Here is a 16000-nt window from a genome sequence, read left to right as displayed (position 1 = left end):
CGATTCGCTGCTGCGCGTCGAATCGTCGCCATCATGGAGAGCGGCGGTGGGATCGAAAGCCTCCCCTGTCGGGGGTTTGTCGCCCGTCCACTCCGTGGAGCAGATCCTGGCAAGGTCCACCACCCATTCCAGGCTCCGCTCCGGCAACTGGGTCGCGAGGCTGTCCAGCCACTCCTGCTCGGTCATGTCGTGATTCCCTCCCACTCTCGGGTACATCTTCTGCCATTCTCCTGGGAGCATGAGCCGAACCGCGGCTTCCTGCGCGCCCTGCACGCGCTCGCCCGGGCGGCGGGGGCGATCGGTGAGCAGGAGGAGTACGAGCGCTGCACACAGTTCCTGAAGGACTCCTCGCCGACGGCGGCGCAGACGTTGGGCTAGGCCATGCCGGTCGCGGGCCCGCCGGGTGTGACCAGGCGGGCCTTGCGAGGCCCCCGGGCGATCCCTGAGGATGCGGGTGGGGACCGGGGCCCCCGTGTCGGTAACGGCAGGGGCGGACCGCTACCCGGAGTACAACAGGAGACAGCGATGTCCCAAGAGGCTCACCAGACGAACGAGCCCGAGACCCCGCATCTCGATTTCCAGGGCACGACGCCGTACGAGGACTACGTCAAGGCGGACGTGCTCACCCACCTCCAGCACACCCTCTCCGATGATCCCGGAGAGATGGTCTTCCTGGTCACGACCCAGGTGATGGAGCTGTGGTTCACCGTCATCGTCCATGAGTGGGAAACCGCCGCGAAGGCGCTCCGCGAGGACCGGGTGCCGGTGGCGATGGACGCGCTGAAGCGTTCCGTACGGGAGCTGGAGGCGCTGAACGCCTCATGGAAACCGCTTGCGCACCTCACGCCGGCCCAGTTCAACTCGTACCGCTCCGCGCTCGGCGAGGGCTCCGGTTTCCAGTCGGCGATGTACCGCCGTATGGAGTTCCTGCTCGGTGAGAAGTCCGCGTCCATGCTGGTCCCGCACCGGGGCGCCCCGCGCGTGCACGCCGAACTGGAGAAGGCGCTGCACGAGCCCAGCCTGTACGACGAGGTGCTGCGCCTGCTCGCGCGGCGCGGCCACGCGATCCCGGACTCCGTGCTGATGCGTGACGTGTCGCAGCGGTACGAGGCGTCACCCGAGGTCGAGGCGGCCTGGACGGCCGTCTACTCGGGAGATCCCGGTGACGAAGTCGCCCGGCTGGGCGAGGCGTTGACCGACGTCGCCGAGCTGGTGTGGCGCTGGCGGAACGACCACCTGGTCGCCACGCGCAGGGCGATGGGCGCGAAGCCCGGAACGGGCGGTTCCGCCGGGGTGGCCTGGCTGGAGAAGCGCGCGCAGAAGAACGTTTTCCCCGAGCTGTGGACGGCGAGGTCCCATGTCTGAACTGGCCGTCAAGGCGGAGAAACTGGACGCGGTGGACGAACTGGCCGTACTGCGTGAGCGGTTCGTCCTCGACGAGGTTGTCTACCTGGACGGCAACTCGCTGGGCGCGCTTCCGGTGTCCGTGCCGGGCCGGGTCGACGACGTGGTCCGCCGCCAGTGGGGTGAGCTGCGCATCCGGTCCTGGGAGGAGAGCGGCTGGTGGACGGCGCCCGAACGGATCGGCGACCGGATCGCTCCGCTGGTGGGGGCGGCGCCCGGGCAGATCGTGGTGGGTGACTCCACGAGCGTGAACGTGTTCAAGGCCCTGGTGGCGGCGGTGCGGATGGCGGGCGCCGGGCGGGACGAGATCGTCGTCGACGCGACGACCTTCCCGACGGACGGGTACATCGCCGAGTCGGCGGCCCGGATGACGGGCTGCACGCTGCGGCCGGTGGTGCCGGCGGAGGTGCCCGGTGTGCTGTCCGGCCGTACGGCCGCGGTGCTGCTGAACCACGTGGACTACCGGACGGGCCGCCTGCACGACCTCCCCGGCCTGACGGCCGCCGTGCACGCGGCGGGCGCGGTGGCGGTCTGGGACCTGTGCCACAGCGCGGGCGCGCTGCCGGTGGGGCTGGACGAGCACGGGGTCGACCTGGCGGTCGGCTGTACGTACAAGTACCTGAACGGCGGCCCGGGTTCACCGGCGTACCTGTACGTGCGCCGAGAGCTGCAGGACCGCTTCGACTCCCCGCTCCCCGGCTGGAACTCCCACGCCGACCCCTTCGGCATGCGGAGCGACTTCGAACCGGCGGCGGGCGCACTGCGCGGTCGCGTCGGCACGCCGGACATCCTCTCCATGCTGGCCCTGGAGGCGGCGCTGGAGGTCTGGGAGGGCGTGTCGATCGAGGCGGTGCGGGCCAAGTCCCTCGCGTTGACGGACTTCTTCCTGGAGTGCGTCGGGGCGTATGCAGGGGAGGGGCGCGTGGAGTCGGTGACTCCGGTGGCCCACGCGGAGCGCGGAAGCCAGGTGGCCCTGCGGTGCGATGACGCCGGGGACGTGATGAAGCGGCTCATCGGGCGGGGCGTGGTCGGCGACTTCCGCGCTCCGGATGTGCTGCGCTTCGGCTTCACGCCGCTGTATGTGGGGTTCGCGGATGTGGAGCGGGCGGCGCGGGTGCTGGGGGATGTGACGGCGGGGTAGCGGCTCGGCACCGGGCGGGCACTGGCCTGTGGCCGACGGCCGACAACCGTTGTTCGAGGCTCAACGACGCGTCGTGCCCGCGGCGTGTCGCTGAGACTGAGCGCACACTTGGCCCTCGCCACGCGGGATTGGCCGACAGTGTCGGATGCAGGGGCGGAGCCCCGCCGGGGGGCCAGGGGGGCATGGCCCCTGCGAATGGGATGGGTAGGGGCGGCGGGGGCGAAACCCACGAGGTCCGCACCCTCGCCGCGTACCCCGGCCTGGACGTACCACAGTCGACGAAGGTTTATGCCCGATCGGTGCCCAAGGCGGCGTCCCCGTTTCTGCCGTCCCAGCCCGTCGGGGTGCGCCAGACGATGTGGACGCCGAACACGTCGTGGACGGCGTCGACCGTCCACGCATCGGCGGGCGGTTCACCGAGGACCAGGTAGAGGTGGACGGCGGGAGCGGGCAGCGTGTGGTTGACCTCGATGAGGCGGGCTGCTCCCGAGCGTGGGACATGGTCTGGCTCCTGTGATCTGCCGCGTACTGAGGAGGTTGCGTGCTGTGGCTGGCGCGGGAAGAGGGCCGACCCCCGTTGTGGTGGTGCCGAAGGGCCGTGCCAGGCCCCGCATCGGCGGTGGTCGTAGGGGGCTGGGACTGAGCCGTCCTGTCAGCCGACCTTCTGCCAGGTCGCGCAGCCGGACGTCTCGAAGTACTCGCCATTGCGCACGGTCACGCGCGCCTGCCCCTGGGCGTTGTCATTGGCGATGATCGAGCCGAACTCGCCGGAGGCGTCCTTGAGGCGGGCCCAGTAGCAGTTGGGGATGACGCTGTCCGCCGGGCCGGCCGTCTTGTACGTGCCGGCCTTCATGTCCTCGCCGACGAGGTACATGCCGTCTCCCTCCACGGAGGCCGCCGGTCCGGGCTCCTTGGCCGGCTTCGGCGTCACCGTGACCTTCTCGGTGACCGTCACCGCCGGTTCCGGGGCCGGAGCGTCGGCGGTCTTGGTGACGGTGACGGCGGGGGTGGGACGCGCGGAGTCCGTGGCGGATCCGGACTCGTCTCCGCCGCCGGTCGCGGCGCCGATGACCAGGGCGACCAGTGCCGTCACACCGTGGGTCAGCCAGGCCTTGCGACGGGACGGCTTGCCCGTCGGGGCCTGCGGGGGCCGGGGAGGTACAGCGCCCCACCCGGCGGCCTGACCGGGGCCGTGGGGCTCGGCGGCGGGCGGCGTCGAGGGCGTGTCGGTCATGGCGGAACCTCCGGTGCGTCGTGTTGTCCCGTAGTCCGCACCGGGGCGGTGCGGCTGGCGGGAATCAAGGTGCCGCAATCCGGATGAGATTCTGCTTGAGGAGCCTGATAACCCCCCTTATCAGGGACCTTTGGTCACACATTCCTCGTGCAAGGTAAGGTTCTGCCACCTGTCCAGGCGTTGACGTGTTCCGCCCAGGGCCACGAGCACCGATACGCGGGAGAAGGGGGGTGACGACCGATGAGTACCGCTCTCGATGCGGTGTCCCTCATCCTGCCCGACCTGCCGGCCTGGCGTATCACTTACGCCGAGATCGCCGCCCTGGCGCGCGTCCAACGCCCCGTACCCACCACCTGGAGCCGGCGGCACCCCGACTTCCCCGCGCCCGTCGCCCATGAGGACGGGCGCCCCCTGTTCGACGCACGGGAGATCGTCGGCTGGCTGGCGGACACGGGCCGTGGCAACGCCGACCGCGGTCAACTTCACGCGGAACTGGCGCTGCATACCCTTGCCGCCTGGCGTACGCCCGCGTTGCCCGCTCCCGTACTCGTCGGGGCGCTGACCGCCCTGATCTGCCTGCGCCAGCAGCTGGATGCCGCCGTCTCCGGCCAGAACTGGGACGACCTCCTGGACCGTGCCGCCACGCTCGACGCCGAGGACACCTTCTTGCTGGCCGAGTTGCGCGCCGTGCCCGACCCGGACCGCACCGGCGCCGCGCTGGCTGTCCTCGCCGATGAGCTGACCGAGGCCGCCTACAACCCAGCCGAGGCCTTCGACTGGGTCCTGGAAGCCCGTCGCCGCCTCGGCTCCACCGACCTGGCCGTCGACGAGCTCGCCTCGCCGCTGGTCCGGGCGCTCGCCGCCCTCTCCGGGGTGGGGGCTCTGGCGGAGGGGGCCGTCCTCGCCACGCCGTACGCCGGCGCGGGCGACTTGCTCGCAGCCCTGCACGCCGCCGCCCCCGAGGGCTCCGGACACACCTACCTCGCCGCCGAATCCGACCCGGCCCGAGTCCGTCTGGTGCGGCGCCGGATGCTCGTACGGGGGGTGTACGAGTTCCATCTCGACGTCACCGAGGGCGAGGGCCTGTCCGTCGAGGACTGGGGGTATCCGGATCTGCTGGCGTGCGTCCTGCCGTACGAGGCGGGGGAGGTGCGTGACGCGCGGGCCGTGCTGGAGCGGGTGCAGGCGCTCACCGACCACCTCGACACCGGCTCCACGGCCGTCGTCCTCGGCCCCGCCGACGTCCTCGTACGGCCGCTGCCCCGGCACGGGGACGCAGACCGCCTGCGCCGGTCCTTCCTCCATGACGGCCTCCTCAAGGCCGCGATCAGCCTGCCCGACGGGGCGTTCCCGTACCGCCCCGGCTACCGCACGGCTGTGTGGCTGCTCTCCCGTACGGCGGAGTCGGAACGCGCGGGTCTCGTTCTCCTCGCCGACTACTCGGCGAAGCCCCTGACCGAACCCGTGCTGGACACGCTCGCCGAGGACATCGCCATCTGGCGTGCCTCCGGGTGGCGTGGGGATCGCAGGCATGAACCGCGCAACGCGGTGATCGTCCCGGCCAAGATTCTCGACGACAGGCCCGGTGCCGCGTTCACGCCGCAGCATCGGCCGGTTGAGGCCCGCTACACCCGTGGCGTCATGGAACGTCCAGCTCTGATCGGTGACCTGGAGCAGCGCCTGGCGGATCTCGGCGAGCGGGCCCACGCGCAGGCCGACCTGCGCTCGGCGTTGCGGGTCCAGGCCGTGCTGCGGCCCGAGGACAAGCCCGTCCGGCGTACGACGGTCCGCCGGCTCCTCAAGGAACGCCGACTGCGCCGGCTCCCCGGCCACCGCATCGCCGGGGAGCACCTTTCGGCCGAGGGGCATTACCGGGTGATCACGCCGGAGGAGATCCTCGGCGACGTGCGGGCGGGCAGCCGCCGTATCGACCGTGGCGTTCTTCTTACGGCTTACGGGCACGCCCGGTTCACGGAGCCCGGGGACGTCGTCATCACCGCCAACCCGCGTTTTGGCGTGTACGTCGATGAGGAGGGCCTCTCCGTCGTCGCGGCGCCAGCTCGGGTCCTGCGCGTACATCCCGATGCCGATCCGCCGGTACGGGCACGGGTGCTGGCGGCGCTGTTGCGGGCGGCGGCCTCCGAGTACGAGCGCACCAGCGGTGCGGTGCGGGCCTCGCGGGCTGTTGAGGATCTGCTCATCCCCGACCTGGCTCGGGAGGAGGCCGAGCGGTTCGACGCCGTGCTCGCCGAGATCGCCAGGCGGGCGGCGCTGCTTCGGGAGCAGTGCGACGCGCTCGATGACCTGGCCCGCATCGCCGCCGACGGGTTCGCCGACGGCACGTTGACGATGCAGACGCTTCCCGACCTGCCTGACCTTCCCGACTGACCCGGCACCAACGACTGAAGGAGACGGTTCACCCCATGCCTCCGCGTAAGAAAAAGCCCACCGACCAGGCGGAGTTGTTCAGCGCCTCCACGCCCAAGGAGATCCAGGCCATCCTGTGGAAGGCCGCGGACAAGCTGCGCGGCTCGATCGACGCAGCGCAGTACAAGGAGTTCGTCCTCGGCCTGATCTTCCTCAAGTACGTCTCCGACGCCTTCGAGGAGCGCCGCACCGAGTTGGCCAAGGAGCTTGCCGAGGACGGCATCGCTGAGGACCGCCTCGACGACTTCCTGGAGGACCGCGACGAATACACCGGTGCGCACGTCTTCTGGGTGCCGGAGACCGCCCGCTGGTCGTGGATCGCCGCGAACGCCAAGAGCCAGGGCGTGGGCAAGCTTCTCGACGAGGCGATGGACGTGGTTATGCGGGAGAACGCGTCGCTGACCGGCGTCCTGCCGAAGATTTTCAACCGCGACAACGTCGACCAGAAGCGCCTGGCCGAACTCGTGGACCTGATCAGCGATGCCCGCTTCGGCGGCAGTGAGGAGAAGCCGGCGCAGGATGTTCTGGGTGAGGTGTATGAGTACTTCCTCGGCAACTTCGCGCGCGCGGAGGGCAAGCGGGGCGGCGAGTTCTATACGCCGCAGTCGGTGGTCCGGCTGATCGTCGAGATCCTGGAGCCGTACGAGGGGAGGGTGTACGACCCGGCGTGCGGCTCGGGCGGCATGTTCGTTCAGGCCAGCAAGTTCATCGAGGCCCACCGGGGTCGGGGCCACAAGGCCGACATCGCGGTCTACGGCCAGGAGTTGAACGAGCGCACGTGGCGGCTGGGCAAGATGAACCTGGCCATCCACGGCATCGACGGCAACCTCGCCGCTCGGTGGGGCGACACGTTCGCCGACGACAAGCACCCTGACCTCAAGGCCGACTTCGTGATGGCCAACCCGCCGTTCAACATCAAGGACTGGGCGCGGGACGAGGGCGACCCTCGGTGGAAGTACGGGGTGCCGCCAAGGAACAACGCCAACTACGCCTGGCTCCAGCACATGATCTCCAAGCTGGGGGAGAAGGGCACGGCGGGCATTGTGCTGGCGAACGGCTCGATGAGCTCTCAGTCGAGCGGCGAGGGGGAGATCCGGCAGGCGCTGGTGGAGGCGGACCTGGTGGCGTGCATGGTGGCGTTGCCGTCGCAGCTGTTCCGGACGACGCAGATCCCAGCGTGCCTGTGGTTCTTGGCGAAGGACAAGTCCTCGCAGGGGGCACGGCGGTTGGACGACCGGCGCGGGGAGATCCTGTTCATCGACGCCCGGGGGATGGGCGAGATGGTGGACCGGACCGAGCGTGTGCTGACTGCGGGGGACATTGCCAGGATCGCCGGGACGTATCACGCATGGCGGGGAACCGCCTCAGCGCGTGAGGAGGGGCTCACCTACCAGGACGAGGCCGGGCTCTGTAGATCGGTGGCTTTGGCGGAGGTCCGGGAGCACGAGTACGTGCTGACGCCAGGGCGGTACGTGGGGACCGCAGAAGTTGCGGGGGAGGACGCTGAGATCACGGCCTCGAGGATCGCGACGCTGACGGAGGAACTGTACGGGCTCTTCGCGAGGTCGGCGGAGCTGGAGAAGTCTGTGCGCGCGCAGCTGGGGAGGGTCGATGTTTGAATGGCGTACAACCACCTGGGGTGCGGTGGCGAGCCTCGAGTACGGCAAGGCTCTTCGTGGCTATCAGGAGGGCTCAGGCGATGTTCCCGTCTACGGGACCAACGGACCGGTCGGATGGACGCATACCCGACAGGCCGAAGGGCCAGGGGTGATCGTCGGCCGTAAGGGAGCCTATCGAGGCGTCCATTATTCCCCCAGGGACTTCTGGGTCATCGACACAGCATTCTACCTGCGTCCCCTGGAGCGCATGAGCCTGCGGTGGGCCTACTACGCAATGGTCAACCTGGACATCAACTCCATGGATTCCGGTTCGGCCATCCCGTCGACATCGCGCGCCGATTTCTATGCTCTTCCGGTCTCGGTTCCACCGCTCGCCGAGCAGGAGGCGATCGCTGATGTGCTCGGGGCCCTGGACGACAAGATCGGGCTCAACAAGCGCATCGCCGACACTGCTGAGGAACTGGCTCTATCCCTCTCGTCCGGAAGCCTCTGGACGAAGCGTGTCCCGCTGGGGGACCTCTGTTTCCTCCGGAAAAACCAGGTTTCCCCGCAGGAGATCCTCGATGGTTGCGTGGACCACTACAGTCTGCCGGCGTTCGATGCGGGAAAGATGCCGGAGCGTGTCTCCCCGGAATCGATCAAGAGCAGTAAGTTCTCCATCACCGAACCGGTTGTGCTGTTCTCAAAACTAAATCCGGACATTCCGAGGGTCTGGAACGCCGAGGTGAACAGGGCGGTTCCGTCGCTGGCTTCCACCGAATTCCTGGTCCTGGCTCCGCGCGGGACGCTGACAACGCACGAGCTGTGGGCGGTCGCTGCGCAACAGGAGTTCCGAGATGAGCTCGTTTCGAAGGTGACGGGTACCTCGAAGAGTCACCAGCGGGTGCGTCCTGCGGAGGTGCTGACGACGGAGGTTGTCGATCCCCGTCAGTTCGGCGACACCAGCCTTCGGCTTCGGTCGCTGGGTAACCGTGCGGCCTCGGCACGCGGAGAGAGCCGGACTCTCGCCGCCCTCCGCGACACCCTCCTCCCCCAGCTCATGTCTGGCCGCCTCCGCGTCAAGGACGCCGAGAAGATGGTCGAGGACCACGCATGATGCACTCCGAAGACAACGACAGAGCCGACCACCACCGCCCCTACGAGGCCGACTGGGAACTCCTCGCCCTCGACGAACTCGCCGAGCTCGCCTGGCAGCCGTTCGCCGGCAACGAGTTCGCTCCCGGCTCCGGGCACCGCAAGTCCTGGGACGACCTGATCCTCTACCCGGATCTCCGTGAGGCGATCGAGCGGCTCAACCCGGAGCTTCCGCCAGACGCCGTCCGGGACGCTGTCGGCGTCGCGGCGTCCCCGGCCTCGCAGGACACGTACGAGGAGAACCGCACCGCCCACGGCTACCTGATCGCCGGCATCCGCTCCGTCACCTACACCGACTCCTTCGGCGCTGAGCACAACCCCACCATCCGCCTCATTGACCTCGACGACCCGGACGCGAACGTCTACCGCGCCCTCAACCAGGTCACCGTCATCGACGGCGAGAAGAACCGCCGCTTCGACGTCGTCCTGTACGTCAACGGCCTCCCTCTCGCCGTCCTGGAGCTGAAGCGGGCTGGCGACGAGGACGCCACGCTTCAGGACGCGCACTCGCAGGTCGCGCGGTACGTGGCGGAGTTCCCGACCGCCTTCCGCTACAACTCCGTGGTCCTGATCTCCGATGGGATCACCGCGAAGTACGGCACACCCTTCACCCCGTACGAACATTTCGCGCCTTGGAACACGGACGAGTTCGGCGCCCGTGTCGACCTGCTCGACGCCGAGGGCATATGGGACTCAGGCCAGAACCTGGCGCTGCACGGCCTGTTCACCCAGCCGCGGCTCCTCACCCTCATCCGGTCGTTCATCAACTTCGTCCCGGCCAAGCGGATGAAGCGCATCGCGAAGCCGCACCAGTACCACGCGGTGACGCGCGCCGCGGATGCCGTACGCGAGGCAGCTGCCACCGACGGGCGGGCCGGTGTCGTCTGGCACACGCAGGGGTCCGGCAAGTCCGAGGAGATGGTCCTCACCACCACCCTGGTGATGCGGGACCCGGCACTGCTCAACCCCACCGTCGTCGTCATCACCGACCGCACCGACCTCGACGACCAGCTCTACTCCACCTTCCTGGAAAGCGAGATCCTCCCGGAGGCCCCCAAGCAGGTCCTCACCCGTGCCGAGCTTCGCGAGGAACTGGCCGCCAAGCGCGTCGGCGGCATCCTCTTCACCACGCTCCAGAAGTTCGGCCGTACCAAGGAGGAGAAGGAGTCCGGAGCCGATCACCCCCTTCTCTCCGACCGCCGCAACATCGTGGTCGTCGTCGACGAGGCGCACCGCAGCCACTACGACTCCCTCGACGGCTACGCCCGCCACCTGCGCGACGCCCTCCCGCACGCCACGCTGCTCGCCTTCACAGGAACCCCGATCTCCGAGGCCGAGCGCAACACCCGTGAGGTGTTCGGCGACTACATCGACGTCTACGACCTCAAGCGCGCCGCCGACGACGGCGCGACCGTCAAGGTCTTCCACGAGAGCCGCGTCATCCAGCTCGTACTGGACAAGGACGTCGACCCCACGAAGATCGACGAAGAAGCCGACCGCATCACCGACGGCCTCGACGACACCGAGCGCCGACGCGTCGAACAGGCCGTCGCCACCATGAACGCCATGTACGGCGCCCCCGCCCGCATAAGGGATCTGGTCCAGGACCTCGTTACGCACTGGGAGGCACGGCGCGCTGCCATGCAGCCGTTCGTCGGCGTCTCCGAGAAGGGCGGCGCCACCGGCAAGGCGATGGTCGTGTGCGCGACCCGTGAGATCTGCGTTCGCGTCTACGACGCCCTACGCGAGCTGCGCCCCGACTGGCACAGCGACGAGATCGACAAGGGTGCCATGAAGATCGTCTTCTCCTCCAACTCGCGTAAGGACAAAGAGCATCTGCTCGCGCACGCCCTGAGCGACAGTCGGCGCAAGGCGGTCATCAACCGTGCCAAGGACCCCGACGACGAGCTGCAACTCCTCATCGTCAACAACATGCTGCTGACCGGCTTCGACGCTCCGCCGATCCACACGATGTACCTGGACCGGCCGCTCAAGGGCGCCAACCTGATGCAGGCCCTGGCCCGCGTCAACCGCCGCTTCCGCGGCAAGGAGGACGGCCTGCTCGTCGGATACGCCCCGCTCACCGAGAACCTCCAGCGGGCGATCGCCGAGTACACCGACGCCGACCAGCAGGACCGCACGCTCGGCCAGGATCTCGATCGGGCGCTGGACGAACTGCGCAACGAGTACGACATCCTCAACGACATGCTGCGCGGCCTCGACTGGCGGACGCGGCTGACGCAGCCGACCAAGACGGCGTTCATCGACGCGGCACGTAAAGCCACCGCATACCTGAGGGATCCGCGCACCCCGGGCAACGACCCCGACAAGCTCGACGACCCCCGACAGACGCTCGGTCGCCGCTACCGAGAGCATGCCCACCGCCTGGAGCGCTTCTACGCGCTGTCCGCCAGCGCCAACAACATCGGCGAGCGCTTCCCCGACCACCCGACCTGGCGCCGCGACATCCAGTTCTTCGTCGAGGTCCGCGCCTACATGGCCAAGCTCGACGCGATGGAGCGCGAGGCCCGAGGCCTGCCGGTCGCCCGTGATGTCGAGCTGTACCTCGCCCAGCTGACGTCCTCGGTCGTCGAGACCGGCGGAGTCACGGACCTGTTCGCCGAGGCCGGCCTGGAGACCGCTGACCTGACGCATCTCAATGACGCGCTCGTGGCGCAGCTGCAGAACAGCGAGACCCCGCACCTGGCGGCGGAGGCGCTGCGGCGGCTAATCGAGCGGAAGATGCGAGAGGTGACGCGCCACAACATCGTCCGCCGTACGACGTTCTCCGAGCGGCTCCAGGACCTCATGGTGCGGTACATGCGGCAGCAGTACACGAGCGCCGAACTCATCGCCAAGCTCGTCGAGATGGCGAAGGAGGTCATGGAAGACGCCCGCCGTGGAGAGAATTTCAATCCGCCGCTGGACTGGCGTGAGCTCGCCTTCTACGACGCGGTGGCCGACCACGGCACCGCACGGGAGCTGATGGGCGACGAGGTGCTGGCCGGCATCGCCCGTGAGCTGGTCGCGGAGGTCCGCAGCAAGCTGAAGCCGGACTGGATCGCCCGCGAAACGGTCCGTGCCCGGCTGCGCAGCGCCATCAAGCGACTCCTGGTCCGCAACAACTACCCGCCGGACCGGGAGAAGGCGGCCATCGACCTGGTCATCAAGCAGATGGAGTACTTCGCCAACGAGTGGTCCACGAAGGGCACGTCGGGCAACTGACGGGGACTGCAGCTTCGGCTGTGCGGGGTGCTGGGGGCGTCGGGGGGTACCCCGGCGGTCAGCAGCTCGTAGTACAGGGGCGCCGAGACCGCCCGTACGACCGCCGCCGCATCGGTGCCCTTCGGCAGCTCCCCGCGCTCGACGGCCTGTTCGACGCACGGCGCCCATTCCGCGACGCGCACCTCGTAGAACCGCGCGAGCGCCTGGGCGGTCCGTGCGTCGCAGGTCGCCGCGGCGATGATCGCCCGGAACAGCGCCCCCTGGCGGGGGTCGGTCAGGGTCCGTCGGACGAGGGCAGCGTTGGCCCGTAGGTCGCCGAGGAGCGAGCCGGTCTCGGTGCGCGGTAACGACTGCTCGGCCATGTCGGCGAGGAGATCGGCCACCAGCCCCAGCGCCGGTATACGGTCGTCTTGCCGACCTCCGCGCGCCGGGCGACGTCCGCGAGGTCGAGGCGGTCGATTCCCTGCTCCGCCAGTACATCTCCGGCCGCCCGCAGCACGGACGCACGGACACGCGCGGTACGCCCTCCAGGACGTACGGTGCCGGGTTCGGCGGACATATCGTCCTCCTTGGAGTGCTATGGGTCCCGGTTCGGCCGCCCCGCCGGGCACGTCGCCGGCGTAACGAAACCACAGAACCGTTTACCCCTCACCGAGCGTGACATCCCCGTGGTTCGCGCACGTCACCGTCCTGATACCGTCCCCGCCAACGGCCGAATTCCCACCTGGTCCGCCACCCCCGCTTTCGTCCAAATCCGTTTCATCGCTGAGAGGTTGGAGCATGCCGGACGACGTCGCAGCAGCCCGGGCCACCGCCGAAGAGGAGTCGGCCTTCTCGCACCCGCCCGTCGACCCCGACGCCACCGCAGCGTATGGCGACCACCCCGACCAGGTGATCGACTTCTACGCCCCGCGCGGTGAGGCCGGTCCGGGCGGGCCGGCGCCGCTGGTCGTCGTCCTGCACGGCGGGGCCTGGCGGGCACCGTACGACCGGCGGCATGTCACACCGTTCGCGGACTTCCTGGCGCAGCGGGGGTTCGCCGCGGCCAACATCGAGTATCGGCGGGGGGCGGAGGGCGGCGCGGGGGGAAGCGGCTCGGCCGAGGGTGCCGGGCCGGTGGCCGGGCGCTGGCCGGACACCTTCGACGACGTCGCCGCCGCGCTGGACGCGCTGCCGGCGCTCGTCCGTGAGGCCCTCCCACAGGCCGACCCGCGCCGGATCGTGCTCACCGGTCACTCGGCCGGCGGCCACCTGGCCCTCTGGGCCGCGGCCCGGCACGTCCTGCCCGCCGACGCCACCTGGCGCACCGAGCGCCCGGCGCCCCTGCGCGGTGTCGTCGCCCTCGCGCCGATCGCCGACTTCGCGATCGCCGAGAAGCTGGACGTATGCGGGGGCGCCGCGCGGCAACTCCTGGGCGGAGAGGAGCACTTCGCCGAACGCCGACCGTATGCCGACCCGGCGCTGCTGCTCCCGACCGGCATTGCGACGACGCTGGTCCAGGGCCGCGCGGACATCGTCGTCCCGCAGGCGGTCGGCGAGTCGTACGCGGACGCGGCGGCGAAGGCGGGGGAGGTGGTCGGTCTGACGCTGCTGGAGGACGTCGGTCACTTTCCGCTGATCGATCCGGCGGCGGAAGCGTGTGCGGTGGTGGCCGCGGAGATCGCGCAGTTGGCCTGGTGACCGCACGGCGGTTGCTGCCGCTGCCCGGTCGCACCGGGCGACCCGAGGTGACCCGTAGTACCTGAGACGGACCCCGAAGTACCCCTCTCACTGGTGACGACCGCGACCCCCGCCCGGCCGTACCGTTCTGAACGTGACCGAGACGACCCAGACGCAGACGCCGCCGCCCGGGGGATCAGGCGCGCCGCGCAGCCCCGAGTACCGGCTGGCCATGGACGCCCTGAGCGGGCTGCGCCAGGACCTGTTCCACAACGCCTTCGCCTACCGTCCGCTGCCGCGGATGAGCGTCGACGGACCGCTGACCCGGCGGCTGCCCGGCCGCCTGCGGGAGTACGCGGCCTGGACCCCGCACGCCGTGATCATCGCGGCGGCCCTGCTCACGCTGCCCCTTTCCACCATCGACACCGGCGGCCCGGCCCTGCTGCTCGGTCCGCTCTGCGTGCTCCCCGTTCTGCTGACCATGGCGCGGCCCGTCGGAGCGTTCTGGCTGTCGATGGCCGCCACTCCGGTCGTCGGAACCCTGGGCGGCAGCTGGGGCGAGTGGCCATGGCTGGCCGGCTCCTTCGCCTGCCATCTGACGGTGCTGACGGTCGTGGCCATGCGCACCAGGCCGCGCACGGCCGCGTGGATGTGGGCGCTGACAGCGGCCTACGGCCTTGTGGCCGAGGCTGGTTTCGGCCCGAGCTACTACTACGGCACGAACGTCGGCCCCATGCTGGTCATCTCCGCGATGGTCCTGCTCTGCGTCGCCGTCTGGCACATTCGCCGCGAGGCCAAGCAGGAGGTCACCGCCCAACAGACCGAGACCGCCCACGAGCGCTCCCGGCGCGCCCTCCTGGAGGAGCGCACGACGATCGCCCGCGAGCTGCACGACGTCGTCGCCCACCACATGTCGGTCGTTGCCATCCAGGCGGAGGCCGCGCCCTACCGGGTGGAGAACCCGCCGGAGGAGCTGGAGCGGGCCTTCGCCACCATCCGGGAGAACGCGGTGGCGGCCCTCACCGAACTGCGCCGCGTCCTGGGCGTCGTCCGCGCCGAGGACTACGAGGCGCCCGACGCCCCGCAGCCCACGCTCGCCGACCTGGACGCGCTGCTGGCGAATGTGCGGGACGCGGGACTGAGCGTCGAGAAGGCGGTGACCGGTGCGGTGCGTGAACTCCCGCAGGGCGTGGAGCTGTCGGCGTACCGAATAGTCCAGGAGGCCCTGAGCAACACCTTGCGGCACGCGCCCGGTGCGGACGCCCGCGTCGAGATCGGGTACGTCCTCGGCGGCCTCGGCCTGCGCATAGTCAACGGCCCGCCGCCCGCGCCGGCCCTGGTCAAGCCCTCGCCGGGTGCCGGGCATGGCATCACGGGTATGCGGGAGCGGGTCTCCATGCTGAACGGCGAGATGACGGCGGGCCGGACGGACGACGGGGGCTATGAGGTGGCGGTGTTCCTGCCGGTGACCAGCCCGGGTGAAGGTGACGCATGAGCATCCGCGTACTGATCGCGGACGACCAGATGATGGTCCGCGAGGGCTTCTCGGTCCTGTTGAACGCGATGCCGGACATCGAGGTCGTCGGCGAGGCCGTCAACGGGCGCGAGGCGGTGGAGCGGGTGCGGGAACTCGCCCCCGACATCGTGCTGATGGACATTCGGATGCCGGAACTGAACGGTATCGAGGCGACCCGGGAGATCGTCGCCGCGGACGGTTCGGCGAAGGTGCTGGTACTGACCACCTTCGACCTCGACGAGTACGTGTATCAGGCGCTGCGCGCGGGAGCCTCCGGCTTCCTGTTGAAGGACGCCTCGGCGCGCCAACTCGCCGACGGAGTAAGGGTAGTGGCGGCCGGGGAGGCCCTCCTCGCGCCCTCCGTCACCAAGCGGCTGATCACGGAGTTCTCGAAGCTGTCCGACGCCCCGCGCATGATGTCCTCCGCGCACGCGGCGTACGGGGACCTCACCGAGCGGGAGACGGAGGTGCTGGTGCTGATCGCGCAGGGCCTGTCGAACGCGGAGATAGCCGAGCGGCTGGTGGTCGCCGAGTCGACGATCAAGACCCACGTCAGCCGGATCCTGGTGAAGCTGGGCCTCAGGGACCGTACGCAGGCGGCGGTGTTCGCGTACGAGGCGCGGCTGGTGACGCCGGGCTGA

The 16000-nt window shown here is 69.7% G+C and carries 11 protein-coding genes and 2 pseudogenes; 11 read left to right on the top strand and 2 right to left on the bottom strand.

Annotated elements, in window-relative coordinates; translation table 11 throughout:
- Nucleotides 1-222: 222 nt before the first annotated feature.
- From ACKTSN_RS22060 to ACKTSN_RS22045, 4 genes and pseudogenes are all read left to right on the top strand, one after another.
- Nucleotides 223-378: pseudogene (locus ACKTSN_RS22060) on the top strand (DUF3151 family protein); the annotation flags it as partial.
- A 147-nt stretch (nt 379-525) separates the two neighbouring features.
- Entirely contained in the window at nt 526-1365 is an 840-nt protein-coding gene (locus ACKTSN_RS22055; RefSeq protein WP_409470695.1) for a tryptophan 2,3-dioxygenase family protein, read from the top strand.
- A complete protein-coding gene (kynU, locus tag ACKTSN_RS22050) occupies nt 1358-2545 on the top strand; it encodes a kynureninase (protein ID WP_409470694.1) in 1188 nt (395 codons plus the stop codon). Before ACKTSN_RS22055 ends, kynU begins: the two co-directional genes overlap by 8 nt.
- A gap of 358 nt (nt 2546-2903) precedes the next feature.
- Nucleotides 2904-3062 carry a hypothetical protein gene (locus tag ACKTSN_RS22045; protein ID WP_409470693.1) on the top strand — a complete coding sequence of 53 codons (159 nt, stop codon included), beginning with the start codon at nt 2904-2906 and terminating at the stop codon, nt 3060-3062.
- 135 nt (nt 3063-3197) lie between these two features.
- On the opposite strand, the gene ACKTSN_RS22040 is transcribed toward ACKTSN_RS22045, so the two are convergent.
- Nucleotides 3198-3779, bottom strand: coding sequence for a hypothetical protein (locus ACKTSN_RS22040; protein ID WP_409470692.1), 582 nt, complete (start codon nt 3777-3779; stop codon nt 3198-3200).
- Nucleotides 3780-4019: 240 nt separating this feature from the next.
- Between ACKTSN_RS22040 and ACKTSN_RS22035 the strand changes: the two genes are divergently transcribed.
- The 4 genes from ACKTSN_RS22035 to ACKTSN_RS22020 are packed head-to-tail and all read left to right on the top strand — an operon-like array spanning nt 4020 to nt 12184.
- Nucleotides 4020-6167: a hypothetical protein gene (locus tag ACKTSN_RS22035; RefSeq protein ID WP_409470691.1), complete on the top strand. Its 2148-nt coding sequence runs from the start codon at nt 4020-4022 to the stop codon at nt 6165-6167.
- Nucleotides 6168-6202: 35 nt separating this feature from the next.
- Nucleotides 6203-7825: a type I restriction-modification system subunit M gene (locus ACKTSN_RS22030; protein WP_409470690.1), complete on the top strand. Its 1623-nt coding sequence runs from the start codon at nt 6203-6205 to the stop codon at nt 7823-7825.
- Nucleotides 7818-8921: a restriction endonuclease subunit S gene (locus tag ACKTSN_RS22025; RefSeq protein WP_409470689.1), complete on the top strand. Its 1104-nt coding sequence runs from the start codon at nt 7818-7820 to the stop codon at nt 8919-8921. The genes ACKTSN_RS22030 and ACKTSN_RS22025 overlap by 8 nt, the downstream gene beginning before the upstream one ends.
- Complete coding sequence (locus ACKTSN_RS22020) at nt 8918-12184, top strand: type I restriction endonuclease subunit R (protein ID WP_409470688.1); 3267 nt, start codon at nt 8918-8920, stop codon at nt 12182-12184. Before ACKTSN_RS22025 ends, ACKTSN_RS22020 begins: the two co-directional genes overlap by 4 nt.
- Here the strand turns inward: ACKTSN_RS22020 and ACKTSN_RS22015 are convergent.
- Nucleotides 12126-12743, bottom strand: a pseudogene (locus ACKTSN_RS22015) (TetR/AcrR family transcriptional regulator). The gene ACKTSN_RS22020 and the pseudogene ACKTSN_RS22015 overlap by 59 nt on opposite strands.
- A gap of 221 nt (nt 12744-12964) precedes the next feature.
- Between ACKTSN_RS22015 and ACKTSN_RS22010 the strand changes: the two are divergent.
- From ACKTSN_RS22010 to ACKTSN_RS22000, 3 genes are all read left to right on the top strand, one after another.
- On the top strand, nt 12965-13864 hold the full coding sequence (locus ACKTSN_RS22010; protein WP_409470687.1) for an alpha/beta hydrolase: 900 nt from the start codon (nt 12965-12967) through the stop codon (nt 13862-13864).
- 133 nt (nt 13865-13997) lie between these two features.
- Nucleotides 13998-15338 carry a sensor histidine kinase gene (locus ACKTSN_RS22005; RefSeq protein ID WP_409470686.1) on the top strand — a complete coding sequence of 447 codons (1341 nt, stop codon included), beginning with the start codon at nt 13998-14000 and terminating at the stop codon, nt 15336-15338.
- Nucleotides 15335-16000, top strand: a complete 666-nt coding sequence (locus ACKTSN_RS22000; protein WP_409470685.1) for a response regulator — start codon at nt 15335-15337, stop codon at nt 15998-16000. The genes ACKTSN_RS22005 and ACKTSN_RS22000 overlap by 4 nt, the downstream gene beginning before the upstream one ends.

Source organism: Streptomyces flavusporus (assembly GCF_046267975.1).
In the GTDB taxonomy this organism is placed as follows: Bacteria; Actinomycetota; Actinomycetes; order Streptomycetales; family Streptomycetaceae; genus Streptomyces; species Streptomyces flavusporus.
The sequence above is the reverse complement of the archived record's forward strand: the minus strand, read 5'-3'. Positions and strand labels throughout refer to the sequence as shown.